Raw genomic sequence first — 23,276 nt, 5'->3', positions numbered from 1 at the left:
CGGCGGAATCGCGACGCTGGCGACACGCCGGCGGCGATCAAGGCCGGTTCCGGCTGGGGCTGACATCCGCGGCCGCGGCACCAGCTCCCGGGTGTTGACGGATGGGCCTGATGTCGGCGCAGACCGATTTGCTACCGTTACGCCTGTTCCTGGGGAGGGGTGCCCGAGGGAGTGCTTCATGACCTCTGTCTCCAGAAGTCTCACCGGCGTCATGGCCGCCGTCGGCTTGGCCGCGGTCCTCGCCTCCTGTAAGCCGGCCTCGTTGCCGCCGTCCGGCGGTGGGAACCCGCGGCCGACGGCCACCGCGACCCCGGCCATCACCACCTCGCCGGCCGCGAGCCCATCCACCACGAGCTCGCCCACGACCGGGTCGACGGCGCCCACATCGTCACCCGCCGCCCCGCCGGCACCGGCGACGACGCCGCCGAGGACGGTCCCCACGACGCGGCCGCCGACGACGTCGGCCCCACGGCCGACGACGACGTCACCCGCCGCCCCGCCGCCACCCGCCACGGGGACGAAGGCCGACGAGGTCGTCCGGCTCACCAACGTCGAACGGTCCAAAGCCGGCTGCGGCCCGCTCGCCGTCGACGCCCGCCTCACCGCCGCCGCGCAGGGCCACTCCGCGGACATGGCGCAGAAAAACTACTTCAGCCACACGAGTCTTGATGGACGCTCGTTCGCGGACCGGATCCGCGCGACCGGCTTCCCGGGAACCTCCATCGGGGAGAACATCGCCGCCGGCGGGACGACAGCGGCGCAGACCGTCGAGATGTGGATGAACAGCGCGGGGCACCGCGCGAACATGCTCAACTGCTCCTACACCCACATCGGCGTCGGCTACGCCGAGGGCGGCTCCTACCGCTACTACTGGACGCAGGACTTCGGCCGCCTCTGACGCTCCACGCGCCGCATCGAGGGCCGTCCGCGTTCACCGCCGCGGACGGCCCTCGAGGGATGGCACCGCCGGGTCAGGGCGCGAACGCCGTCAGGTCCAGCCGCCGCAGCCGGTCGGGGTCGGCGAACACGTCAATCTCGGTGATCCGTCCGCCGCGCACCGTGAAGCCGAGGATCGCGGTCGGCGTCATGCCAGTCGGGATGACCACGATTCCCGGGACTCCGTTCACCAGCGCCCGCCGCCCGAACGGAGCCATCGGCGCGAACGTCGACACCTCCGCGGCGACCGCCCGGGCGCCGCGGGCCTCGCCCGACGCGCCCAGCCGGGTGCCGGCGTCGGCGCGCAGCACGACGTCGGGGTCCAGCACGGCGAGCAGGCCGTCGAGGTCGCCGTCGCGCGCCGCGGCCTGGAACGCGTCGACGAGCTCCCGGTGCCGCGCGCGGTCGACGTCCGAGGTCACACCGGCGCCACGCACCCGGCGCCGGGCGCGGCTGGCGAGCTGCGTCGCGGCGGCCGGTGAGCGCCGGACGACCCTGCCGACCTCGTCGAACGGCACCCCGAACAGGTCGTGCAGCACGAACGCGATGCGCTCCGCGGGGGTCAGCGTGTCGAGCACCACCAGCAGCGCGAGCCCGATGGCATCGGCGAGCAGGACCTCCTGCTCGGGGTCGGTGGCGTCCTCGCGACTCACCAGGGGCTCGGGCAGGTGGACCCCGAACTGTTCCTCCCGTCGGGCCCGGCGCGCCCGGAGCATATCCAGGCAGATCCGCGCGACCACCGTCGTCAGCCAGCCGGGCAGGTTCACCACGTCCCCGCGGTCGGCACGGGTGAGCCGCAGCCACGCGTCCTGCACTGCGTCGTCCGCCTCGCTGAGGGAACCCAGCATGCGGTAGGCAACCGCCCGCAGGTGTGGCCGATGGGTCTCGAACTGTTCGGTGAGCGGGTCGCCGCCGCCGTCGGTCATGGTTCCCCCTCTGGATCCGTCATACCGATGACGAACCGCGATGGGCGGATCTGACGCGTCTGGAGCAACGATGAAACTAGCGATCTTCGCGGCCACGGGTGGCATCGGGCGGCATCTTCTCGAGCAGGCGACCGCGGCCGGTCACGAGGTGACCGCCGTCGTGCGCCGGCCGGACGCGCTGCCGCCGGTCCCGGCGCGGGTCGTCGCCGCCGACCTCGCGGCAGCCGACCCCACGGCGCTGGCGACCGCGCTCGCCGGCGCGGACGCGGTCCTGTCCGGCCTCGGCGCCCGAGGGAAGAAGGACGCCGGGGTCGCCTGGCGGGGCACGACGGCGATCGCCTCGGCGATGCGCGCGAGCGGCGTCCGGCGAATCGTCGTCGTCAGCGCGGCGCCGATCGGCCAGGTCCCCTCGCCGGGCCGGCCGCGCCCGCCCCGGCACGACGCCGGTGACGGTTTCTTCACCCGCTTCCTGCTCTCCCCCGGCATCAGGACCGTCCTGCGCGCGCACTACGCCGACCTCGCCCGGATGGAGGAGGTACTGCGCGACAGCGACCTGGACTGGACGGTCGTCCGGCCGCCGCGGCTGACCGACGGCCCGTTGACCACCACCTACCGCACGGCCCTCGACCGGAACCTGCGCGGCGGCGTCGCTGTCTCCCGCGCGGATGTGGCCCACTGCATGCTGCGCGCTCTCGACGAGCCCCAGACGGTCGAGCACACCGTCGGCGTCGCCAACTAGCCCAGCCGCGGCGCAGGTCTGCCCACCCGCGCTCATTCATGATCGTCGCGAACGTGTCGCCAGGGTCGCGATTTGACCGGATCCACGACTACGACAACACGTCACTGGTGATCTGCCAGTTGGATGCCGCCGGGCAAACGCTGCCGGGGGGCGGCGCCTGTCACAGGTAGCCACCGCAGCTGGGGACGCCGGGGATCGCCTCGTTCTGGCCGCCCTGGGCGACGGCGGTGGCCGGCAGGTACCCCCAGGCGTGGGTGTAGCCGAAGGCGTTGTCGCGGGCGGTGTCGCCCTGGGTGTAAAGCCACCAGGTGTTGGTGTTGCCCTGGATCGTCGGGTTGGCGCGGCCCTGGTACTGGCAGATCACCCATACCTGGTTGGCGGCGTCCATGTAGCCGGAGTCGTCGAGGGACCCGTCGCTGGTCCTGACGTTCGCGTAGACCGCCGAGCCGACGTAGGTCCGGCAGACGTAGCGGGTGGACCAGCTCCGGTTCCTGTAGTCGGTGGTCGTCACCGCCGACGACGCGCAGGACTCGCCGGCCGGCGGCGCCGGCGGGCTGGATTCCGGCGGCGCGGGTGGCGCCGGTGCGGGCGAGCCTCCGGGCACCGCTTCGGAGGAAGCCGCCGGCCCGCCCGCCGAGCTCTGGATCGCCCCTCCCGGATCCGCGCCCGGCGCGCCCGACGCCGCTGAACCAGACCCTGGGCCGGAGGCCCCGACGCCGGTCCGGGTCCCCGCGCCCGCCCCCGGCGGTCCTGTCACGTCGAGCGCCTCGGTGGCCGCCGCGAGTTCGTCCTTGCCGCTCAGGCCCGCCGCCTTGTCCGCGCGGTCGGTCACGCCGCGGCCGGGCGGCAGCTCGTCGCCGTCCCCGCCCGGCCGGGTCACCAGGACGGCGATCAGGACGGCGATCACCACGACCGCGACGACCGGGAGCAGCAGAACGAGTGACCGCCGCCGGGCAGGTCGGTCCGGCGAGCGGGCCGCCGACGGGCCCTCGGCCGACGTGGCCGACGTGGCCGACGTGGCTGGCTCTGGGCCGGCGGGCCCCGCCAGCGGGACGAGGCCATCGACGGTCGCGCCGCCGAATCCGTCGGTGCTCTCAGGGTGGTAGTTGTTGCCCTCAGGACGGTTGGCGCCGTCAGGATCGTCGGCGCCGCCAAGGCGGTCGGTGCTGTCAGGACCGCCGGCGCTGACAGGTGCGGCGCTGGCCGGCGCCGGCGCGTCGACGCGCGCCGTGGGGCCGCTCGGCTCCGGCCCGTCGATCGCGGCCAGCGAGGTCAGCCGCGCCGAGATCTCCTCCCAGCCCGGGCGCTGGCTGGGATCGGCGGCCAGCAGTGACCGAACCAGCGCGAGGCCATCCGGCGGCAGATCGGGACGGTCGAGCGGGGCGATCTCCCCGGCGAGAATGCGCGGCAGGATCTGCGTCGCCAGCTTCCCCGGAAACGGCGAGCTGCCCGCGAGCAGGACGAACAGGGTGGCGCCGAAGGCGAACAGGTCGGCTGGCGGGCTGGGCGGGTCGCCGGACAGCACCTCGGGCGCCGCGTAGCCGGGGGTATAGGCGGCCGACAGAGTGGCGGCATTCCCGGCGTCGAACACGCCGGCAATGCCGAAATCAGACAGGACCGGGTCGGCGGGGCCACGCAGCAGGATGTTGGCCGGCTTCAGGTCGCGGTGCACGATGCCGGCCTGGTGGGCGGTCGCGAGCGCGTCGGCGATCGGGAGCATCAGGTTCGCCACGGCCGCGACCGGCAACGGTCCCCGCGCCCGCAGGGAGTCGCCGAGCGAGCCCCCGGGGAAGTACTCCATCACGAGATACGGCCGGTTCTCCCGGGTGGTGCCGGCGTCGAACACGGTGATGATGTGCGGGTGCCCGGTCAGCCGGCCCGTCGCGCGGCACTCACGCAGGAATCGGCGCCGCGCGTCGTCGTCATGCAGATCGGCGTGCAGGACCTTGACCGCGACCTGCCGGTCGAAGACCTCCTGGTAGGCGCGGTAGACGGTGCTGAATCCACCACCCCCGACCCGCTCGAACGAGCTGTAGCCATCAATCACGGGGTAACTCCACACGGTGACCGGTTCTCACCCGTCACGCTATACCGGCCCAGTTCGGCCGATACCGGGCGGCCCGTCCGACGATCTCCACCCCGCGCTGACCGGCCGCCGCACCCGGAGACCCCAGGCCCGAGACGGTTCGGCGGACCCGACGCCCGACGCCCGTCGGTCAGCTGTCGTCCCCGTAATCGTGGTCGGGATGGTTCATGGTTCCGAGCCGCCAGTAGCCGCGGGTGGTCAGGGCGGCCGCCGGGACCTGCTTCTCCGTCAACAGGTGCCGGCGGATGCGACGCACGGCACCCGCCTCACAGGCGGCCCAGGCGCTGGTGCCGGCGGTGAAGGAGGAACCGGCCGCGGCCTCGACGAGTTCGGCGCCGTAGGCCGCGGCGTCTCGCCGCGGGTGCCAGGTGACCGAGGTCTGTGCCGGGCCTGGCAACGGAATCGCGTCGGCGGCGTCCGCGACCTCGAGATGCACCTCGGCCCGGGCCGTGGGCGGGAGCGCCTCCAGCAGGGTGGCGACCGCCGGAACGGCGCTCTCGTCGCCGGCGATCCACCAGCGCTCCGCTCTCGGGTCGAGCCGGAAGCGGCCGCCAGGCCCCGCGACGGCCACCCGGTCACCCGCTTTGGCCGCCTCGGCCCAGGACGCGGCGCGCCCGGGGCCGTGCAGGGCGAACTGCACCTCGAGCGTGCCGGTGGCCGGGTCGAAGCGGCGCGGGGTGTAGGTACGTATCACCGGCCGCGGCGCATCCGCCTGCCAGACGAGCCCTTCGGGCCCAGGAGTGGGCAGCACCAGGGCCTCGCCGGGCGGCGGGATGAACACCTTGATGTGCGAGGTGGGTGCGTCGACGGCGAACCCGGCGAGGGCGTCGCCACCGAGCGACACCGACACGAGCCACGGCGCCAGGCGCGCGACGGACACCACCTCGACCGGTCGCGGCGGCGGGCGCCGCCGGCCCGGCCCAGGCGGCCTTCCGGGCCCTGTGCCGCCTCCGCCCGGTCTGCTTCCTTGCTCTGCCATCGACGACCTCCATCGCTCAGCCGTCCGTTCCGCAACGGACGATACGCTCACGATATATCGCGAACATGGTTGCGAGAAGGGCTGGGTGATGTCCTGTGAGGAGCGGCTCAGAGGCGCCGCGGCAGTGCGATCAGCTCGCGCCCGAAGGTGTCCGCGGTGTGTTGACCGCCGCTACCGGTCCTGGTCCGTGGTCAGACGTCGGGATTCCGAGCCACCATGTTCCGGACCAGCACGTTCCGGACCAGCACCTTCCGAGACACGGCACTCACGGATTCACGATCGGGGGCTGGGTGCTCCACGGGAAGTTGATCCACCGGTCGGTGCGCCGCCAGACGTACTCGCACTTGACCAGCGACCGGGACTTCTCGTAGACCACGGCCGACCGCACATCGGCCACCTGGTCCTGGATGAAGTCCCGGACCAGTACGAGGGTCTTGCCACTGTCCGCCACGTCGTCGGCGATCAGTACCTTCTTCGCGGAGAAGTCGACCGTGCTCGGCACAGGCGGCAGCATCACCGGCATGTCCAGAGTGGCGCCGACGCCGTTGTAGAACTCGACGTTCATCACGTGCAGGTTCTTCACCGACAGCGCATAGCCGAGAGCACCCGCCACGAACAGGCCGCCGCGCGCGATCGCCAGGATCAGGTCCGGCCGGAACCCGTCGTCGGCGACCAGCTGGGCCAGCTCCCTCGAGGCGACACCGAAGGTCCGCCAGTCCAGAACCTCACGCTCGTCCGTCACGCGAATGAACGGTACAGAACAGACCTCGACACCCAGGGCCGCCTGCCCGGGCGTACGGATTCCGCACGCCATCCACCCGAACACAGCCACATCGCCCAACCACCTCTGAACGGCCACGACGCCGCTCGTCGGGCGCCATTCATGGCCCCGCGGCGCCCGCTCATGGGGCCCCGCTCGTGGCCCGGGGCGCCGCTCGTGGCGTTCAGGTCCTGGCGGCGGCGGCGAACGCCTCGATCTCGGCCGGGATATCGGGGCCGGACGGTGTGTAGACCACCTCGGTGACCCCCGCGGCGCCCGCCTCGCGCGTCCGGGCCCGGATCGAGGCGGCCTCGCCGGTCCAGCCGGTGCCCAGGATGGCCGGGCCGGCGGCGGCGATGCCGGCACGATCGGCCTCGGTGAGGGTGACGACGTGGCCCTCGTGCACCGCGAGGTGGCGCTGGCCGGCCGGTCGGCTGGCCTCCATCTCGGCCCGCCACTCGGGACCGCCGGGGAGGCTGTCGAGGACGTGTGGGTAGAGCTCCCAGACGCCATGGAAGCTGGTCGCGAACCACGGCCCGACGGCCTCGACGAGCCGAGGGCTGGTGTGGTCCTCGCCGGGGCGCAGGACGGTTCCGTGCGCGAGCAGCGCCCGCGACTTCCAGTCGGTCAGCGGCGTGTTGGGAACGACCGGGAAGATGACGCCATCGACGTCGAGGTCCCGCGCGGTCGCGAACCCCTTGGGTCCCATCGGCGCGGCCCACAGTGGTGTGGCAAGCGGGCGGGACGGTCCCCAGCCCGGCCGGTGCAGCATCTGCGCCTGCGCCCCGTCGATCTCGACGGCCTCGCCGGCGAGCAGGGCGCGCACCTGGCGGACGTAGCGCGCCAGGTCCGCCCACCTCATCGCGGGGCGGCCCAGCGCCACCCTGGCCGTGAAGCCAGTGCCGAACGCGCAGGTGAGGCGGCCGGGGGCGAGCTCCTCGACCGTGCCGACAGCGGCCGCGGTGACCATCGGATGACGCAGGCTGGGCACGGCCACCCCGGTCCCGAGCCCGATGCTTTCGGTCGCCTCGGCGACCCGGCCGAGCGCCATCCACAGGTCGCCGTACAGCGCGGGCGAATCGAACAGCCACAGCCGGTGGTAGCCCAGCCGCTCGGCCAGCCTGGCGTACTCGACCACCCGGACGTTGGGCGGAAGCCCGAGCGACAGAACCGGCTCCGCCTCCGCCGCCTCCGCCGCCTCTGCCGGCTCCGCAGGCTCCGCCGGCTCGGTTGGCTCCTCGCCGCGCGTCGGTACCTGGGACATCGAGGTCGCCACCTTCCAGCGCGCCAGCCGGTCGGTTCCGAAGTCTGGCACACCGGATCTGACGGCGCGTCAGATCCGCCTGCCGGGCGCCGCCCCGCCGACGTTCGCCCGCCAGCACGCGACCGGTAGATCACCACCGTGTCGTCATGGTTGGCGATCATGGATGGTCGCCGCGGCAGGCGGCGCGCCGTCAACGGCGGGCGGCGTAGATCCGGCGGACGACGTCCTCGATGTCGGGCTCCTCGACGGTGAAGTCGAGGACCTCGACCCGTTCGGCGACGGCCGCGAACACGCGGGCGGCGGTGGTGGCCTCCGCGTCGAAGGAGAGCCGCTGGCGCAGGCCGTGCGCCTCGCTGGACAGGTGACGGGCCGCGGGAATCCCGGTCAGGTCCGGGGACGGCCCGACGAGGTCGACGACGAGCACCCGCTCGGCGCCGGTGGCCCGCCCCAGGCCGACCAGGTCGCCGTCGTAGGCGAGACGGCCGTGGTCGATGATCAGAACCCGGTCGCACAGGCGCTGGACGTCGCCCATGTCGTGCGTGGTCAGCAGCAGCGTCGTGCCGTGGGTACGGCGCTCGGCGATGAGGAACTCCCGCAGCCGCTGCTTGGACAGGACATCGAGGCCGATCGTCGGCTCGTCGAGGATCACCAGCCGCGGGGCGTGCAGCAGCGCGGCCGCGACCTCGGCGCGCATCCGCTGGCCCAGGGACAGCTGACGGACCGGGGTGGTGAGGAAGTCGGCCATCTCCAGCCGGTCGACCAGCTCGGCGGTCCGGGCGCGCTCGGTGGCGGCGGGCAGCGCGTGGATGGCGGCCAGGATCCGGAAGGACTCACGGACGGGCAGGTCCCACCACAGCTGGGAGCGCTGCCCGAACACGACCCCGACCTGCCGGGCGAGCCGCCGCCGGTCCTTGACGGGGCGCAGACCGCAGGTGGTCACCGTGCCGCTGGTGGGCACGAGGATGCCGGTCAGCATCTTGATCGTGGTGGACTTGCCGGCGCCGTTCGCGCCGATGTAGCCGACCGCCTCGCCGGGCTCGACGCGTACGGTCAGGTCGTCGACGGCGGTCAGCCGCCGCCGGCGCCGCCCGTCGCGGACGGTGAACTCCCGGGTCAGCCCACGGGTCTCGACGATCGCGCTCATCCGCCCGTTCTCCCGTCGGTCATCTCCCTCGCCCTCTCTCATCCGCCGCCGCCGCGGTAGTGCCGGACGCCCCAGTGCCAGCACAGCAGTGCCATAGCCCACGCCCAGAGCGCGGCGAGCGGCCCGCACCAGCCGAGCCACGTCGGCAGCCACGCGGGCGCCGGCAGGTCGAGCAGCCGCAGCGTCGGAAGGAAGCCGGCGAAGGCCATCGGGAAGAAGAACCCGAACACCGCCTTGAGGGGGCGCGACCACACCGACGCCGGCTGGGTGGCGGCATAGCGCCCGCCGTAGACGAAGGCGTTGGTCATCTCCGCGCCGTCGATGAGGAAGAACTGCAGGGCACCCGCCCAGACGAACATCGCCGCGAACGTCGCGCAGCCGCTGGCCAGGGCGACCACCAGCAGTGCCACGGCGCCCACTCCCCAGGCGATGTCGTTGACGGCCAGACCGGCGATGAGCGCCACCAGGCCAACGGACGCGCGCGCCAGCCGCCGCAGGGTGATGTCGCTGGTGGCGAGTTGCAGCAGCAACGGCTGCGGCCGCAGGTAGAACACGTCGAGGGTGCCGGCGCGCAGATAGGTGGGCAGGTTGTCGCAGTGCCCGACGGCGAGGTCGGCGAGCGAGAAGGCCAGGTCGGCAAGGCCGAACACCAGCAGGATCTGGTGGAACTCCAGCCCGCCGAGGCGGGTGACGGCGTGGAACAGCACCCAGACCTCGGCCAGCTCGACAAGGGCGGCGAGAAATGAGCTGACCAGGTCGAGGGCGAAGTTCGCCCGGTAGGAGGCCTGGGACCTGGCCCGGGACGCGAGCACCGCCCGGTAGGGCCGCAGCCGGACCCGTAGGGCGAGCTCGTCAGTGACCCCAGGACGAGGGCCGCCGGACCTGCGAAGAAAGATCATTTTCGCAGGTCCTTTGGCCTTTCAGCCACCCTGCACCTCCAGATGACGGCGGCCGGCGCGGGTCAGCGCCTGGCCGAGCCCGCCGACGGCGGCCAGCCACGCGAGCTGCACCGCGAGCAGGGTGAGTGCGCCGGCCGGGCCGACGCGCCCCGCGAGGATGTCGATCGGGTACATCATCATCGACGGGAACGGCGTCGCCTGGGCGGTGAGCTCCAGCCAGCGCGGAAACAGCTGGATGGGGACGAACAGCCCGGCCAGGAAGCCCGAGACCACCATGTAGCAGATCTGCGGGCCGCGAGTCTCCACCAGCCAGAAACCGGCGACCCCGACAAGGTAGGCGGCCGCGACGGAGATCACGATCCCGAGCAGCAGGCTCAGCGCGCCGAGCGGGTACGCCGCGGGCGAGGCGGGCAGCGCCATCCCGACGAACCCGCCGATCGCGAGCATGGGGATCCCGCGCGGGATCAGCGCGAACAGCGCCCCACCGACCGCGGTTGTGACCTCGGCGGCCTGCACGTCCAGCGGGCGCAGGAAGTCGACCGCGACCTGGCCATCCTTGATCCGTTCGGCGATGTCGGTCCGGCCGGAGAGGTTGATCGAGCCGAGCAGCGCCTGGGAGAGCCAGATATAGGTGCTCATCCGCCCGAGGTCGTACCCGGCGACGTCGCCGCCCGCCGCGCGCACCGTCGCGAAGAGCACCGCCACCTTGAGCAGGCCGAACGTCGTGTTCGCGACGAGCCCGCCCAACGCCGCCAGCCGGTAGGTGGACTGGCGGCGAAACCCCGCCCCCAGCAGGCGCCAGTACACCCGGGTCATCGCGCGCATCGGAGGGCAAACGGTACACGGCCCGCCGTAACCATTCCGCGACCCGGCGCGACTCGGCAAGCCGACGAGCCCGCTCAGGAGAGCGGGTCAGGACGGAGAGGCCGCCGTCCCGCACCGGCTAGAGGGCCAAAGGGTGTGCGAAAATGATCTTCCTTCGCACACCCGGCGGCCGTTGTCCCCAGGATCACCAGAGGGCCAAAGGGTGTGCGAAAATGATCTTCCTTCGCACACCCGGCGGCCGTTGTCCCCAGGATCACTAAAGGGCGGCGGCGATCGTGCGGAGCGCGTCGACCGTCTTGTCCGGGGTGCAGCTGTCGAGGCTCAGCTGGTTCATGGCGATCGTGTACCGGTCCACGTCCTCGCGCTTGTCCAGGTAGACGGCGCCGGACAGCCGCTCCAGGTAGACGACGTCCGTCATGTCGGCGTCGGGGAAGCGCAGGATGCTGAAGGCCCCGCCGTCGGCCGCGTGGCTGCCGACGGTGAACGGCACCACCTGCAGGGTCAGCTGCGCGTGGTCCGTCAGCTCGAGAAGATGCTCGATCTGCGCCCGCGCGATCTTTGGGCCGCCGATGGGCCGGCGCAGCGCGGCCTCGTCGATCACCGCCCACACGCGGGGGGCGTCCGGCCGGGTCAGCAGCTTCTGCCGGTTCATCCGGACGTCGACCCGTCCGTCGATGACCTCCCGGGACGCCCCCCTGTTGCCGCCGGCGATGACCGCACGCGCGTAGCCCTCGGTCTGAAGCAGGCCGGGAACGAACTGGAGCTCGTAGGTCCGGATTAGCGAGGCCGACTCCTCCAGGCCGATATAGGGCTGGAACCAGGTGGGGAGGACGTCGGAGTAGGGCTGCCACCAGCCCCGTTCGTTGGCCGCGTGAACCAGTGCCAGCACCTGCGCGCGATCGTCCTCGCCGGTCACGCCGTACAGCGTGAGCAGGTCCTCGACGTCACGTTTCTTGAAACTGACCCGGCCCAGCTCCAGCCGGCTCATCTTCGACTCGGAAGCGCGGATGTGGTAACCGGCCTCCTCTCGGCCGATCCCCACGCTCTCCCGGAGCCGCCGCAGCTGGGAGCCGAGCAGGATGCGACGCACGGTCGGCCCGCCACCCCCCGGAACAGCCACGACTGGTTCCCTCGATTCACTCGCTTGAAAGTCGGATGTCAGCTTATCGGGGCGCAGCCGTTCCGCGTTGCCGCCGGCCCCACCAGAAGTACCGGAAGTGGTGAGACGTTAACAGCATAGCCGGCCGCGTCCGGCAAGAGCCTTGCCCGATCGCGCGAACATACTGGTCCGGCCGGGACAAGAAATAGACGACGTGTTTTCGACACGGTTTCGTTGCGCAACTTCACCGCTCACACCATGAATACTCTGCGTGTAGCCACAACCAGCGGAGCGTGAGTACGAACCAGGCGGCGCGCGCACGTGCTGGAAGTCCCGTCACGCGGCCCCTGCCGGCCACGCACCGTCGACCGCCCGGGCGCTGTCGGACATGGACGTGGCGCTCCACGTATCTGTACAGTCGCCTTCCGGGCACATGCGGTCCATCCGGACCCCGACCTGTCGGTACGTCCTCCCAGCGCAGGAGCCGTTCATGTGCACCGACAAGCCGACGGCGGCCGAAGCCGCCCCTGGCTACGGCCCGCACATCCCGCACGGCGCCAGGATCTGGAATTACCGGGTGGGCGGGACGGATAATTTCCCGGCAGACCGGGAGGTCGCCGAGGCCGAAGCTACGTCGTCATCAATGACAGCGTGCACGGGGACGCGGACAAGGCCGCGGACGCCATCGCCGAGGGCGGATATGAATACACCGTCCGCTACTACGAGGAAATAGCGCGGTTCTTCGACGGCACGGAGCTCGCGGAGCCGGGCCTGGTTCCGAACACCCTGTGGCGGCCGAACGCCCCGGGCGCCGAGCCGCTGCCTTCCCACTGCGGGGTGGGCGCAAGCTCTAGGCGTCCGCGAGCGAGTCGCTGACCAGGCAGTGCCGGCCGCGGGGGCCAGCACTGCCTGGTCAGGCGGAGACGAGTTCGAAAAGCCGCTTCGCCACGTCGACGGGTGTGGGCATGGCGTGCATCTCCGCCTGGACCTCCCGGGCACGCGTGCGCAGCTGCTCGTCCCCCACCAGCGCGTCCAGGACGCTGGCCGGCAGGTCGGGGTCGGCCGACAGGTCGAGCGCCATGCCCACGCCGCGCTTCACCACCAGGTCGGCGGTGTGCTGGTGGTCGAACAGGTGCGGGATGACCAGCTGCGGGATACCGACGTCGAGCGCGCCCATGCAGGTACCGGCACCGCCGTGATGGATGACCGCCGCGCAGGTGGGCAGCAGCTGGGTCAGCGGCGTGTAGCCGATGGCTCGCACGTTGTCCGGGAGCTTCCCGAGAACGCCCGGGTCCAAAGCGCCCAGCGCCAGCACGAACTCGGCGTCGACGCTGCCTGCTCGGTCGAGGATCCGCCCGACCAGGCCGTTCCCGCCGGATCGCGACAGCTCGGGGATCAGATTGCCGAGCGTCACGGCGATCCGCGGACGGGCTGGCGGTTCGGCCAGCCAGTCGGGCACCGTGGCGCCGCCGTTGTAAGGGATGTAACGCATGGACCAGCCCTGCGGCTCCTCCGCCAGCATGCTGGGCGGCGCGACGTCGATCGCGTACCGGTCGGCCGGCAGGTCCACCCCGTGCCGGTCGAACACCTCGCCGCCGAGGGTGCGCAGCAGACCGTCAATGCCCGCGGTGCGCAGGAAACCGAAACCATGCTCGACGGCGGGGACGCGCAGTTTCGCGGCGGCGGCCAGCGCGCCGACCGTCATCGGCCCATAGACGATCACGTCGGGCCGCCACCGCTCGGCGAGCGCGACGAAGCCGTGCATCATCTCGAAAAGCTCGGCGATGTCCGCCTCGGGCAGCATCTGGCTGACGCGCGGCAGGAAGCCGGCGTACGAGGGGGCCTCGGCCAGCTCGTCCCGCATGGACGCCGGCGGGGGCGTGGTGGGCTCCGGCCGAGCCGGCGGCGTTTCGGTGAGCCCCTGGTGAGTGGTCGGCCCCGGGTGGGCGGCCGGGTCCGGCTGGGCGAGCGGGTCCGCCGGCGGACCGTCGTTCGGACCGGTCAGCGCGGCCAGGTCGAAGGCCCGGAGGAAGTCGGCGATGCCGCGGCCGGGCAGGAGATCGGCAACCGGAAGACCGGCTCCGGCGACCTTGACCACGTCTCCGCCGCTCGCCACCAGAACGTCGGCGCCAGCAGCCCGCAACGCCCAGCACAACGGCACCGCCGGAAGGGCGTGACTCAGCTCGGGAAGTGTCGCCACCAGCACTCGCATCGTTACCTACCGTCTATCCCGGTTCGCGTCGCTACGCCACCGACCCTATGAGGAGCGCCGCGCCGGCCCGCGTGGGCCTCCGGGCAGCGGTCCGGTCCCAGTCCGACCCGGTTCCGCCCGGTCCGCATTCCCAGCCGGCGATCTTCGGCGCTCCCGAAGCCGCCGCGGTGGCCAGCCGCGAACCGCCCCGCTGACCATGGAAGAATGGGCGCGCTTGACCGTTTTGTGGTGTTCGCGCCGAAGGGGGCTCACCCCCCGGGGCCTGGGGTCGGCCGGATGCACAGCCAGTTCGTCACCAAGGTGAGGAGAGGCTATGCAGGAGAACGACGGGTCCGGCACCTGCCCGGAGCTCGCCGCGGACGGCACCCAGGAAGACGGCACCCAGGAAATGGCGGCGGACGCCCGCATCCGGCCCGCGGCGGCGCGCGGGCCGCGCACGCGGCCTCGCCGGCGCTGGTCGAGGCATGGTGGCGGGGCCCGGCTGGGGCTGAGCGCCGTCATCGCCGCGACCGCCATCGCAGTCGCGGGATGCCTGCCCAGCGCCGGGACACCCGGCGCGTCGGGTCCGGGTACGACGATCGCCCCCGGCGGTCCGGGAACCGTGCCGACGGCGTCCGGCACCTCGCGGCCCCCGACCGCGTCGGCTCCGGCGGCCACGGGCTCATCGTCGCCGTCCGGGCCCGCCTCGTCCTCGTCGTCCCCGACCGCATCGGTGAGACCGACCACCGCGGCGCCGAGCTCGTCCGCCGCCCCGCCACCCCCGCCCCCCGCCGCGGGCTCGGGCAAGAGGGGCATCAGCATCTGGGACTTCGGCGGCCTGCAGAAGGCGCTGAACGATGTGGGAGTGACCTGGTACTACAACTGGGCGGCGACTCCGGGAAGCGCGACGGCACCGCCCGGAGCCCAGTTCGTGCCCATGATCTGGGGCGCGGGGTCGGTCAACGCGGCAACCCTCGGGCAGGCCTCCGCCCAGGGTGACACCCTGCTGGGCTTCAACGAGCCGGACCTGGGCGGCCAGGCGAACATGACGGTCGACGCGGCGCTGAACCTCTGGCCGCAGCTGCAGGCGACCGGCAAGCGGCTCGGCAGCCCGGCCGTGGCCTACGGCGGAGCCGACCAGGGCGGCTGGCTGGACCGGTTCATGACCGGGGCGAAGCAGCGCGGCTACCGGGTCGACTTCATCACGCTGCACTGGTATGGCGGGGACTTCAACACGTCCCGCGCGGTCGACCAGCTAAGGACATATCTGCAGGCCGTCTACAACCGATACCGCCTGCCGATCTGGCTGACCGAGTACGCGTTGATGGATTTCTCCACTGGCACCGCCAAAGCACCCTCGACACAGCAGCAGGCGGATTTCGTGACCGCCTCGACCACGATGCTGGAAAGTCTTCCGTTCCTGAGCCGGTATGCCTGGTTCGCCCTCCCGGCGACGCCGGGCAGCCTCACCGGCCTGTACGACGAACAGGGCAACCCGAACGCGGCCGGGCTCGCCTACCGCCGGGCCGGTTCCACCGGGTAGCCCAAGCGAGCGGCCCACACCACACGTCACTCCCCGCGCTCCGCCGGGTCGCGGGGACCCACCCGGCCACGGTCGCGATGAGTTCCGGCGCCCAGCGGGGTCGAACGGTTATGGAAGCGACCAACCTTGCCACCCTGTACGACCTGCCCGCGCTCGACTGGTCCGGGATCACGGCCCGGCTCGACGCGGGCCTGAGCCAGGCCCCGGGCACGGGCGGCCCGGACCGCCACACCTCCTGGCTGGTGACGATCAACCCGGACGGAAGTCCGCACGCCACCGGCATCGGCGCCCTGTGGGTCGACGGCTGCTTCTGGTTCGAGACTGGCCGGGACACCCGCAAGGGGCGCAACCTCGCTCGCGACCCGCGTTGCGTGCTCAGCGTGGCCGCTCGGGAGTTCGATCTCACCGTGGAGGGCGAGGCCGATCTGGTCACCGACCCGGGCACGGTCGCCGACCTCGCGGCGCGCTGGGCCGCGAATGGCTGGCCGGCCCGGGTCGACGACACGGGCCTGGCGCTCACGGCCGAGTTCAGCGCGCCCTCGGCCGGGTCGCCCCCCTGGCACGTGTACCGCCTGCGGCCGCGCGCGGCGACCGCGCTGGCCACCGTCGATCCCGGAGGCGCGACGCGGTGGCGGTTCTAGCCACACCGCCGCGGGAACGCCGTCGCCCGCGTCGTCACCGCCCGGGCGAGCGGGCTGCGAGATCGACACCGAGATCAGGCCAACCGCCAGGAGCGTCACCGCCGGGACGTTGCGTGGTCCGCGGAAGGCCGCGAGCAGGATGACCAGCACCATCTCCAGGGCCAGCATGACGACATGTCGGTTCTTCCATCACCGAAGCCGCGCACGGGCTTCGGCGAGCAGGTCGCACTGCCGGCGCCAGTCGCCGCCCGCGAATCCCATGACGAGGTGCCGTGCGCCAGCGGCGTGATAGGCCGCCAGGCGCTCGGCCGCCTCGTCCGGGCTGCCCGTGATCGGGATCGTCGTCGCCCGGTCGGGCGGGATCTCGTAGGCCTGGCTCAGCCTGGCGGCGATCTCGTCCCGGGTCGGGAGCCCGGCGCCGTTGCCGAGCGCGCCGGTCGCACCGACGGCGATCGTGGGCACTCGCCGACCCAGCTCGACGCAGAGCTCGCCGAGACGGCCGGCGCCGGACAGGACGTCGGCGGCCGGCACGACGGAGGGAAACCATCCGTCCCCCAGCCGGGCGGCGCGGCGGATCGCGGCCGCGGAGGCGTTGCCGACCCAGAAGGGCGGTCGCGTGACCGCGGCGTCGAGGGCCACCTCGGGCTGCCCCTGCTCGTCCACGAGCTGAACGGGCCCGCCGGCCAGCAGCCTCGGCAGGAGTTCCAGCGCCGTGTCCGTGCGCCGGCCACGCTGCTCGTAGGGCACCCCGGCCGCGGCCCACTGGTCGGGGCCGCCGCCCGAGCCGACGCCGAGGACCAGCCGACCCTGTGAAAGGTGCTGCAGGCTGGCGATCTGCTTCGCGGCCCAGGCGATCGGCCGGATCGCCGGGATGAGGACCGAGGCGCCGACCCGGACCCGCTCGGTGGCCGTCGCCGCCGCGGCGAGCGCGATCGCGCAGTCCAGCGTGGCCACGCCGACCGCGAGGTGGTCGCCATGCCACACACCGTCCAGCCCGGCGCCCTCGGCGTACCGCGCTGCGGCGGGGATCCGCAGGGCCTCCCGCTGCTGGACGGCGACCGACGGAAGGATGACGCCGATTTCCAGATCGATCACGGACGTTCCTTTCCTGTGTCTCGGGTCAGCCGACGAGCAGGACGACCTTGCCGCGTCCATGGCCGGTCTCGACGTCGCGGTGCGCGTCGGCCGCGCGTTCCAGGGGGAAGGTGCGCCGGACCTCGGCGTCGATCGGTCCGGGACCGTCCTCGACGGCCAGCCCGACGCTGGCCCGGGCCCAGCAGCGCCGGCCGCCGATGGCCGCCGGGTCACCCCGCGGCACGATCGCCGCCGTCAGACGGTGTCGAGCGTGACCTCCACGTTGCCCTTGATCGCGTTCGAGTAGGGGCACACCTGGTGTGCCTTGTGGACGAGCGCCGCCGTGGTCTCACGGTCGAGGTTGGGCGCGTGCACGACGATCTCGACGGCCAGGCCGAAGCCGCCCTGCGACAGAGCTCCGATGGACACGCTGGTGGAGACCTCGGAGCCGGTCAGGTCGGCCGATTCCGCGTTGCCGACGAGCTTGAGGGCCGAGTGGAAGCAGGCCGCGTAGCCCGCGGCGAACAGCTGTTCGGGGTTGGTCGCGCCACCGGGACCGCCCATCTCCTTGGGGATCCGGACGTCGAGCGCAAGTAGTCCGTCGTCACTCTCGGTGTGGCCGTTGCGGCCGTCGCCCGATGCGGTGGCCGTGGCGGTGTAAAGGGCGTCCATCAGGTCCAGCTCCTCTCCAGATCTATCGTTTGCGATAATATTGCGCGCAATCTAACCGCGCAAGAGGAACCTGCTACCGTTTGACCATGGCGGGTCGCCTACCCCAGCTCGAACTCACGAACCAGCTCTGCTTCGCGCTGTACAGCGCCAGCCGCGCCTCGATCCGCGCCTACGGCCCGCTCCTCGCCGAGCTCGGGCTCACCTACCCGCAGTACCTGACGATGCTCGTGCTCTGGGAAGCGCCCGAGCCACTCACAGTCGGTGACATCGGGGCGCGGCTACACCTCGACAGCGGCACCCTCACCCCACTGCTCAAGCGGCTGGAAGACCTCGGTCTGGCCGACCGGACCCGCGATCCGGCGGACGAACGCCGCGTCCTCATCACCCTGACCGAGGCGGGACAGGCGATGCGCGCGAAGGCCGCCGGCATACCCGAGCGCATCTTCCCGCGGTATGGCATCGACGTGGCGACCGCTCAGCGGCTCATCCGGGAGCTGACGGAGATCACCGACTCGCTGACGCACCCCAGGTAGGACAGGACGCCAGGCGGCGACGCGTCGGCCGGCCCGGCCTCGCGGACCGACTCGGGCGACGGACCGTTCGACGGCGGCACCGTGTGTATTGGTGACAAGTACCGCGCGGGACCCCCTGGCTTTAAAACCCCGGTGCCCGGCCCCAGGGGGCGCGGCCGCCGTCGGCGACCGATGAGTCCGGGCTGGTCACGCGGTCCGAGTAGGTGAGCTTGCCGGCGGAATGCCGGCCGGGCGCCTACACAAGAGCGGGAGTCGCGTGATGGCCACTGAAACCACCGCCGCCAAGGCCAAGGGACCGGCGTCCTATTTCCCGTCGATCGAGAAGAAGTACGGCCGGCCGATCGCCGAGTGGAAGACGATCATCCGGGCGAGCGACCTCACGCGACACATGGAACTGGTCAACTGGCTCAAGGCGGAATACGGCCTGGGCCACGGTCACGCGAACGCCCTCGTCGCCGACACCCTCGCCGAACGACACTGACGCGTGCCACCCCGCCCAGGCCACCCGGGGCGACGGTGCCCCTCCCCCGTCGGCGGCCCCGGGCCACCGGCGGGCTCAGTCTCCTGAAGGCTCAGTCCTCGGTGCTTCAGAGACATCACGTGGTCGTCACGGGCGCCACTCCGGCCGGCGGGTCGAAGTAGAACACTTCTTCTCGGGTGATCGCACCGTCGGCGACCGTGTAAAGGCACATCTTCGCCGCCGTATTCCGGCGTCCGGTCGGTAGGTGGGTCTCATCGAAGGAGAATTGGACAGCGAACCTTTCACCATCGAGGAACGGCCCATCGACCTCGACGCCATGGATTCGCAGGTCATGGTTGAGCCGTTCGCTGTTCGCCATGATCTCGGCGAGCCCGCGTAGTTCCCGGCGCTCACCGCCGGTTTCCAACGGCGCGGCCCGCACCACATCAGGGGACATCAGCCGCAGGGCGACGTCCATCCGTCCCTGCCGAAACGCCGAAACATAGCTCTCGGCGATATCCGTCATCGATGTCGGCCGCAGGTCGTCCACGTGGTCGCTCGCCCACTGCTCGAAGGTGCGGGCCGGCACCCCGGTGATCTCCTCGACCGCCCCGGTCACCGGTTCGGGCGTGTCGACCAGGGAGGCCCAGTAGCTCAGCGCCGCGTCCGCGAAGTCCTCGTCGGCCCAGGTCAGCATCGAGGCGCGAGCCTCGTCGGGGGTGATCTCCTCGACTCGCGCAGGCTGGCCGGCGACCTCGCCGAGAACGCGCACCTGCTCCGCCTGGGTGATGGCCGCGGGACCGGTGACCAGATACGCGGCCCCCTCATGCCCTTCCTCGGTCAGCGCCCGCACGGCTACCTCGGCGACGTCCTTTTCGTGGATCAGCGACCTGGCCGCGCGTGGATACGGGACGCGGACGGGCTCGCCGGCACGGACGGCCCCGGCCCAGGCGAGGGTGTTGGTGGCCAGCCCGCTGGCCCGCAGGAACGTCCAGTCGAGGTTGGTACGCCGGATGGCGGCCTCGATCTGGCCCCAGACCCCGTTCTCCGCCGGCGCGCGGTCGTCGCGCACGTTGGCCGCCGAGACGTAGACGACGCGGCGGGCGTGGCGGGCGATGGCGTCGACGACCGCGGGCGCGCCATCCGCCGTCAGGAACGGCCACGGCAGAAAGACCCCGTCCACGTCGGCGAACGCATGTTCGAGGGTGGCCGGGGCGGTCAGGTCACCGACAACGGTTTCGACGCCGGCCGGAAACCGGCCCGCGGCCGGAGACCTGGACATCGCTGCGACGGCGGCACCGCGGGCATGGAGTCCGGCCACGACGTGGCGGCCGATGTTGCCGGTGGCGCCGATAACGAGGATCTTGTTGGAGTCCGCCATGGCACCAGGCTCGAACCTCAACCAAACTTCAAGTCAAGCGCCGGCCTCCGCCGGCGCAGGACCGCGACCGGACGCCGCGGTCGTCGGCACGCCGCCGCCGTAGGTTGGCCGAAGGTGTCGTTCGCAGCGCCATCGCGGTCCGCAGGCCTTCGTCGGTGGAGTCGGGCGGCAGTCGGATATCCAGGATCACGACGTCGGGACGGCTGCTCGCGACCGCGGCAGAAACCTTCTCCGATTCGCGGGCAAACCAGCCGCCTCGACCTGCTGATCCCGCCGCGAGGCGGCGCGGGAGCACGCCAGCCTCGACATGTCACGCCCGGTCTCGGCTCCGTCGTGAATGCGGCCGGGTCATGGTTGGCCATCGGCGCGTTCATGCCCGCCTTCGACGACCGCCGCCAGGCGAGACAGCATCCCGCGCCAGCCAAGCGCGGTCTGCTCCGCTTCCTCAGGCGCTACGCCGTCGTCCAGGAGCTTCACCCGGCAGCCGCCGGCCGTCGCGCTGACGGTGAAGTCATGGGCTCGGCCACTCGTTCCCGAGGCGGCGCCGAAACGGAAACGCCACGGCGGTGACCATTCGACGATCGGCATCGTGCCGGAGGCGCCCGGCGCGAACGTCAGGGTCACCGACCCCGCCGCTCCGGGCTCCACACTCGCCGCCACGAACCACGCGGAAAGCCCGGGGCCGGTGGCGATCCATTCCCAGACCTCGTCCGGCGACGCGGACACCTCCACGGACTCCTCGATACCGACCATGGACGTCAGGGCCCTCCTCGGTGTGCCGCGTTGGCGTGAACCCGCCGGGGCCGACCGTATATCGGCGCCGCCCCGCACGGAGATTCGCCCTCGGATGAAGGCAACATGGCGCCTGGAAGGCCGGCGCGACGCGGCGACGGTGTCAGGTGGCGGCCACCAGGATGTCCTCTCCGCTTGACGGGCGGAGGCCGTCGGACCGGTCGGCGAAATAACGCTCGGCGAGCATGGACCCCGCAACATGCTGGGCTTTCTTGAAACCGGCCTCGCGGGCCAGTGCCAGCATGCCGTCCGGGGCATAGAAGCTCATGAACGGTGTTCCGGATCCTTGCGCGCCTTTTTTCGACGCCTCGAGTCCGGGGCGATCGGCCTCGTCGACGAGGTCGATGGCAGCAGGAACGTCATGGCGAGGGTCGAACCGGGGGCGAGCGCGGCGATCTGGCGCAGGGTCGCCGCGGTGGCCTGCCTGGTGAGGTACATGGTGACGCCGGTGGAGACGACGACCGCCGGCCGGCCGGGATCGAAGCCGGCGACCGACAGCTGCCTGAGCCAGTCCCCGTCCACCTCGAAGTCGACCGGCACCAGCCGCAGCCAGTCGGGGATGCCGTAGCCCGGCCGGTCGGCGGCGTTAGGCGCGAGCGGGCTGGTCGTCCAGCTCTGGAGCCAGGACGGCGGCGAGCAGGCCGGGGAATCGCGCCTCGAGATCTTCGTGGCGGATCGTGACGACTCGGCGGCGCCCCTCCACGGTGGTCGAGGTGAGGCCCGCCTCGCGCAGCACCCGGTAGTGGTGGGAGATCGTCGGCGCGCCGACCTCGATCCCGTCGGCGACGACGGCACAGTCGTGCGCGCCCGGTCGCGCGTACATCGCCCGCATCAGCGTGAGCCGAACCGGATCGGCCAACGCCGCCAGGATCGTGATCAGGTCGAGCGAGTCACGGCTTGGCTGCGGAAGCTGTCGAGGCACGGTCGGCCGCCCCGTTCAGCTGCTCGGTCGGCCGATGCGCCGACCCAAATACTTTGACACCCGTCGAACGTTACCCCTAGCCTCACGTTGTGACGATTCGACAAGCATCGAATGAAAGTGCCGTCGCGCCCGCCGACGGGCTGCGTGGCTGGCAGCTCGGCGTGCTGGCGGCCGGCACCTTCGTACTGGGCGTCGACGGGTTCGTGCTGAGCGGCCTGCTCCCTGGGATCGCCACCGACCTGTCCGTGAGCGTGTCCACGGCGGGCCAGCTCACCACGATCTTCTCGATCACCTACGCGCTGGGGTCGCCGATCATCGCGACCCTCACGGGACGCTGGGACCGGCGCGTCCTGCTCGGTGGCGGGCTCGCGCTGTTCCTGCTCGGCATGGCGGGCCAGGCGCTCGCCACCTCGTTCGCCGTCATGGCCGCCGGCCGGGTCGTCGCGGCCGTCGGCGCCGCCGCCTTCCAGTCCAACGCCTACGTCATGGCCGGCCTGCTGGCCAGCGAGCAGCGCCGTGGCCGCGCGCTGGCCGCCGTCACCGCGGGGACCTCGCTGTCGACGGTGCTGGGAGTCCCGTTCGGCGTCCTGATCGGGCAGTGGTGGGGATGGCGGGTGGTGCTCTGGACGATCGCGGCGCTCGCGGCGCTTACCGCGGTCGCCGTGCCGAGACTGCCGAGGGCGCATGTCCCGCCGACGTCGATGCGCACTCGGCTGGGTGTGCTGACGCGGCCCGCGGTGCTCGCGGTCCTGGCCGCGACGGTCGCCGTGGTCGCACCGGCGTTCGTGCTGATCTCCTACCTTCCCGCGGTGCTCGGCGGGTCCGGCACGGGTGGCCGGCTGGTGATCGTCCTGCTGGCGTCCGGGCTGGGCGCCGTCCTCGGCAACCGGCTGGTGGGAAACCTGGTCGACAGTCGCGGCGCGCTGCCGGTGCTGCTGGTCGGCGTCGGCGGGGTCGCCGTGTTCGACGGCCTGCTGGTGCCGGCGCATTCCTGGTACGTCCCGGCGCTGGCCCTTGTCTTCGCCGTCGGGGCCTTCGGCGGACTGACCATCACGCCGCAGCAGCACAGGCTGTTCGTCGTCGCCCCGGATGTCGCCACCGTCGCGCTCGGCCTCAACGGGTCCGCGATCTACCTCGGCGCGGCCCTCGGCGCGGCCCTCGGTGGCGTGACCCTCGATGTGGCCGGCGCCTCGGCGATACCGGCCGCGGCGGCCCTGCTCGCCGCGGTGGCATTCCTGCTCGTCGCCGCCACCGCCCCGGAGCGGCGGGCGCGAGCCGCCCAGGGCCTCGGGGCGGAGCCGGCCGGACCGACCGTGGCCGCGCGCCCGGCCAGGCTTCCGTAAAACCGGCCAGGCGGCCGTGAAACCGAACAGGCGTCCGTGAAACGGTCGGACGTCCGTGAAACCGTGC

27 protein-coding genes are annotated in these 23,276 nt (G+C 72.1%); 9 read left to right on the top strand and 18 right to left on the bottom strand.

Translation table 11 applies throughout. The features are described 5' to 3' along the window. Positions 1–178 precede the first annotated feature (178 nt). A complete protein-coding gene (locus tag QOZ89_RS00450; protein ID WP_312622643.1) occupies positions 179–898 on the top strand; it encodes a CAP domain-containing protein in 720 nt (239 codons plus the stop codon). 73 nt (positions 899–971) lie between these two features. Here QOZ89_RS00450 and sigJ read toward each other — a convergent pair whose 3' ends face one another. After that, positions 972–1,862 (bottom strand): RNA polymerase sigma factor SigJ, encoded by an 891-nt coding sequence (gene sigJ, locus QOZ89_RS00445; protein WP_071049367.1) that lies wholly within the window; start codon positions 1,860–1,862, stop codon positions 972–974. 70 nt (positions 1,863–1,932) lie between these two features. Between sigJ and QOZ89_RS00440 the strand changes: the two genes are divergently transcribed. Then, positions 1,933–2,601 carry an NAD(P)-dependent oxidoreductase gene (locus QOZ89_RS00440; protein WP_071049366.1) on the top strand — a complete coding sequence of 223 codons (669 nt, stop codon included), beginning with the start codon at positions 1,933–1,935 and terminating at the stop codon, positions 2,599–2,601. Between the two features lie 160 nt (positions 2,602–2,761). Here the strand turns inward: QOZ89_RS00440 and QOZ89_RS00435 are convergent, their stop codons facing one another. The 8 genes from QOZ89_RS00435 to QOZ89_RS00400 form a co-directional block, all read right to left on the bottom strand. Continuing rightward, the gene (locus tag QOZ89_RS00435) at positions 2,762–4,648 is read right to left on the bottom strand and encodes a serine/threonine-protein kinase (protein WP_071049365.1); all 1,887 of its coding nucleotides are present in this window, start codon (positions 4,646–4,648) and stop codon (positions 2,762–2,764) included. Positions 4,649–4,817: 169 nt separating this feature from the next. After that, on the bottom strand, positions 4,818–5,567 hold the full coding sequence (locus tag QOZ89_RS00430) for a siderophore-interacting protein (protein WP_241841788.1): 750 nt from the start codon (positions 5,565–5,567) through the stop codon (positions 4,818–4,820). A 364-nt stretch (positions 5,568–5,931) separates the two neighbouring features. Beyond that, a complete protein-coding gene (locus QOZ89_RS00425) occupies positions 5,932–6,408 on the bottom strand; it encodes a phosphoribosyltransferase (protein WP_071049363.1) in 477 nt (158 codons plus the stop codon). 202 nt (positions 6,409–6,610) lie between these two features. Further along, positions 6,611–7,741: an LLM class flavin-dependent oxidoreductase gene (locus QOZ89_RS00420; protein ID WP_312622641.1), complete on the bottom strand. Its 1,131-nt coding sequence runs from the start codon at positions 7,739–7,741 to the stop codon at positions 6,611–6,613. A gap of 139 nt (positions 7,742–7,880) precedes the next feature. Then, positions 7,881–8,834 carry an ABC transporter ATP-binding protein gene (locus QOZ89_RS00415; RefSeq protein ID WP_071049362.1) on the bottom strand — a complete coding sequence of 318 codons (954 nt, stop codon included), beginning with the start codon at positions 8,832–8,834 and terminating at the stop codon, positions 7,881–7,883. A 38-nt stretch (positions 8,835–8,872) separates the two neighbouring features. After that, positions 8,873–9,733: an ABC transporter permease gene (locus tag QOZ89_RS00410; protein WP_071049361.1), complete on the bottom strand. Its 861-nt coding sequence runs from the start codon at positions 9,731–9,733 to the stop codon at positions 8,873–8,875. A gap of 21 nt (positions 9,734–9,754) precedes the next feature. After that, positions 9,755–10,558 (bottom strand): ABC transporter permease, encoded by an 804-nt coding sequence (locus tag QOZ89_RS00405; RefSeq protein ID WP_312622640.1) that lies wholly within the window; start codon positions 10,556–10,558, stop codon positions 9,755–9,757. Between the two features lie 256 nt (positions 10,559–10,814). Continuing rightward, a complete protein-coding gene (locus QOZ89_RS00400) occupies positions 10,815–11,678 on the bottom strand; it encodes a Sco1979 family transcriptional regulator (RefSeq protein WP_312622638.1) in 864 nt (287 codons plus the stop codon). Positions 11,679–12,045: 367 nt separating this feature from the next. Between QOZ89_RS00400 and QOZ89_RS00395 the strand changes: the two genes are divergently transcribed. Next, a complete protein-coding gene (locus tag QOZ89_RS00395) occupies positions 12,046–12,390 on the top strand; it encodes an SAM-dependent methyltransferase (RefSeq protein ID WP_312622637.1) in 345 nt (114 codons plus the stop codon). Further along, a complete protein-coding gene (locus tag QOZ89_RS00390; RefSeq protein ID WP_071049358.1) occupies positions 12,309–12,533 on the top strand; it encodes an SAM-dependent methyltransferase in 225 nt (74 codons plus the stop codon). The genes QOZ89_RS00395 and QOZ89_RS00390 overlap by 82 nt, the downstream gene beginning before the upstream one ends. A gap of 37 nt (positions 12,534–12,570) precedes the next feature. Here the strand turns inward: QOZ89_RS00390 and QOZ89_RS00385 are convergent, their stop codons facing one another. Next, positions 12,571–13,869: a nucleotide disphospho-sugar-binding domain-containing protein gene (locus tag QOZ89_RS00385; RefSeq protein ID WP_312622636.1), complete on the bottom strand. Its 1,299-nt coding sequence runs from the start codon at positions 13,867–13,869 to the stop codon at positions 12,571–12,573. A 313-nt stretch (positions 13,870–14,182) separates the two neighbouring features. Between QOZ89_RS00385 and QOZ89_RS00380 the strand changes: the two genes are divergently transcribed. Next, positions 14,183–15,391 carry a glycoside hydrolase family protein gene (locus QOZ89_RS00380; protein ID WP_312622635.1) on the top strand — a complete coding sequence of 403 codons (1,209 nt, stop codon included), beginning with the start codon at positions 14,183–14,185 and terminating at the stop codon, positions 15,389–15,391. Positions 15,392–15,501: 110 nt separating this feature from the next. Further along, a complete protein-coding gene (locus QOZ89_RS00375; RefSeq protein WP_312622634.1) occupies positions 15,502–16,032 on the top strand; it encodes a pyridoxamine 5'-phosphate oxidase family protein in 531 nt (176 codons plus the stop codon). A gap of 189 nt (positions 16,033–16,221) precedes the next feature. Here QOZ89_RS00375 and QOZ89_RS00370 read toward each other — a convergent pair whose 3' ends face one another. From QOZ89_RS00370 to QOZ89_RS00360, 3 genes are read right to left on the bottom strand one after another with little or no spacing between them, the layout of a single operon-like run. Next, the gene (locus QOZ89_RS00370; RefSeq protein ID WP_198543278.1) at positions 16,222–17,127 is read right to left on the bottom strand and encodes an LLM class flavin-dependent oxidoreductase; all 906 of its coding nucleotides are present in this window, start codon (positions 17,125–17,127) and stop codon (positions 16,222–16,224) included. A 25-nt stretch (positions 17,128–17,152) separates the two neighbouring features. Continuing rightward, positions 17,153–17,350 (bottom strand): zinc-binding dehydrogenase, encoded by a 198-nt coding sequence (locus QOZ89_RS48180; protein ID WP_071049355.1) that lies wholly within the window; start codon positions 17,348–17,350, stop codon positions 17,153–17,155. A gap of 11 nt (positions 17,351–17,361) precedes the next feature. Beyond that, positions 17,362–17,778: an organic hydroperoxide resistance protein gene (locus QOZ89_RS00360; protein ID WP_071049354.1), complete on the bottom strand. Its 417-nt coding sequence runs from the start codon at positions 17,776–17,778 to the stop codon at positions 17,362–17,364. An 86-nt stretch (positions 17,779–17,864) separates the two neighbouring features. Here QOZ89_RS00360 and QOZ89_RS00355 point away from each other — a divergent pair, with 86 nt between their 5' ends. After that, entirely contained in the window at positions 17,865–18,311 is a 447-nt protein-coding gene (locus QOZ89_RS00355; RefSeq protein WP_312622632.1) for a MarR family winged helix-turn-helix transcriptional regulator, read from the top strand. 259 nt (positions 18,312–18,570) lie between these two features. Next, complete coding sequence (locus tag QOZ89_RS00350; RefSeq protein WP_312622631.1) at positions 18,571–18,792, top strand: DUF4287 domain-containing protein; 222 nt, start codon at positions 18,571–18,573, stop codon at positions 18,790–18,792. 115 nt (positions 18,793–18,907) lie between these two features. Here the strand turns inward: QOZ89_RS00350 and QOZ89_RS00345 are convergent, their stop codons facing one another. The 5 genes from QOZ89_RS00345 to QOZ89_RS00325 all read right to left on the bottom strand — a co-directional run bounded on the left by QOZ89_RS00345 (position 18,908) and on the right by QOZ89_RS00325 (position 21,866). Continuing rightward, positions 18,908–20,152, bottom strand: a complete 1,245-nt coding sequence (locus QOZ89_RS00345; protein ID WP_312622630.1) for an NAD(P)H-binding protein — start codon at positions 20,150–20,152, stop codon at positions 18,908–18,910. Between the two features lie 348 nt (positions 20,153–20,500). After that, a complete protein-coding gene (locus QOZ89_RS00340; RefSeq protein WP_312622628.1) occupies positions 20,501–20,905 on the bottom strand; it encodes an SRPBCC family protein in 405 nt (134 codons plus the stop codon). Between the two features lie 142 nt (positions 20,906–21,047). Continuing rightward, positions 21,048–21,212, bottom strand: coding sequence for a hypothetical protein (locus tag QOZ89_RS48175; protein WP_312622627.1), 165 nt, complete (start codon positions 21,210–21,212; stop codon positions 21,048–21,050). Next, positions 21,209–21,484, bottom strand: a complete 276-nt coding sequence (locus QOZ89_RS48170; protein WP_312622626.1) for a class I SAM-dependent methyltransferase — start codon at positions 21,482–21,484, stop codon at positions 21,209–21,211. Before QOZ89_RS48170 ends, QOZ89_RS48175 begins: the two co-directional genes overlap by 4 nt. Positions 21,485–21,530: 46 nt before the next feature. After that, a complete protein-coding gene (locus tag QOZ89_RS00325) occupies positions 21,531–21,866 on the bottom strand; it encodes an ArsR/SmtB family transcription factor (RefSeq protein WP_071049350.1) in 336 nt (111 codons plus the stop codon). An 89-nt stretch (positions 21,867–21,955) separates the two neighbouring features. Between QOZ89_RS00325 and QOZ89_RS00320 the strand changes: the two genes are divergently transcribed. Then, positions 21,956–23,209: an MFS transporter gene (locus QOZ89_RS00320; RefSeq protein ID WP_083418757.1), complete on the top strand. Its 1,254-nt coding sequence runs from the start codon at positions 21,956–21,958 to the stop codon at positions 23,207–23,209. Positions 23,210–23,276: the final 67 nt, after the last annotated feature.

It is taken from the genome of Pseudofrankia coriaricola, assembly GCF_032027725.1.
In the GTDB taxonomy this organism is placed as follows: Bacteria; Actinomycetota; Actinomycetes; order Frankiales; family Frankiaceae; genus Pseudofrankia.
This window is presented reverse-complemented; position numbering and strand designations above follow the sequence as displayed.

Coding starts and splice junctions, on each gene's coding strand:
- QOZ89_RS00415 (WP_071049362.1), bottom strand. CDS start 8,834: ATGAGCGCGATCGTCGAGACCCGTGGGCTGACCCGGGAGTTCACCGTC.
- sigJ (WP_071049367.1), bottom strand. CDS start 1,862: ATGACCGACGGCGGCGGCGACCCGCTCACCGAACAGTTCGAGACCCAT.
- QOZ89_RS00350 (WP_312622631.1), top strand. CDS start 18,571: ATGGCCACTGAAACCACCGCCGCCAAGGCCAAGGGACCGGCGTCCTAT.
- QOZ89_RS00395 (WP_312622637.1), top strand. CDS start 12,046: ATGGACGTGGCGCTCCACGTATCTGTACAGTCGCCTTCCGGGCACATG.
- QOZ89_RS00355 (WP_312622632.1), top strand. CDS start 17,865: ATGGCGGGTCGCCTACCCCAGCTCGAACTCACGAACCAGCTCTGCTTC.
- QOZ89_RS00360 (WP_071049354.1), bottom strand. CDS start 17,778: ATGGACGCCCTTTACACCGCCACGGCCACCGCATCGGGCGACGGCCGC.
- QOZ89_RS00410 (WP_071049361.1), bottom strand. CDS start 9,733: ATGATCTTTCTTCGCAGGTCCGGCGGCCCTCGTCCTGGGGTCACTGAC.
- QOZ89_RS48175 (WP_312622627.1), bottom strand. CDS start 21,212: ATGAGCTTCTATGCCCCGGACGGCATGCTGGCACTGGCCCGCGAGGCC.
- QOZ89_RS00440 (WP_071049366.1), top strand. CDS start 1,933: ATGAAACTAGCGATCTTCGCGGCCACGGGTGGCATCGGGCGGCATCTT.
- QOZ89_RS00340 (WP_312622628.1), bottom strand. CDS start 20,905: ATGGTCGGTATCGAGGAGTCCGTGGAGGTGTCCGCGTCGCCGGACGAG.
- QOZ89_RS00405 (WP_312622640.1), bottom strand. CDS start 10,558: ATGCGCGCGATGACCCGGGTGTACTGGCGCCTGCTGGGGGCGGGGTTT.
- QOZ89_RS00345 (WP_312622630.1), bottom strand. CDS start 20,152: ATGGCGGACTCCAACAAGATCCTCGTTATCGGCGCCACCGGCAACATC.
- QOZ89_RS00375 (WP_312622634.1), top strand. CDS start 15,502: ATGGAAGCGACCAACCTTGCCACCCTGTACGACCTGCCCGCGCTCGAC.
- QOZ89_RS00380 (WP_312622635.1), top strand. CDS start 14,183: ATGCAGGAGAACGACGGGTCCGGCACCTGCCCGGAGCTCGCCGCGGAC.
- QOZ89_RS00385 (WP_312622636.1), bottom strand. CDS start 13,869: ATGCGAGTGCTGGTGGCGACACTTCCCGAGCTGAGTCACGCCCTTCCG.
- QOZ89_RS00450 (WP_312622643.1), top strand. CDS start 179: ATGACCTCTGTCTCCAGAAGTCTCACCGGCGTCATGGCCGCCGTCGGC.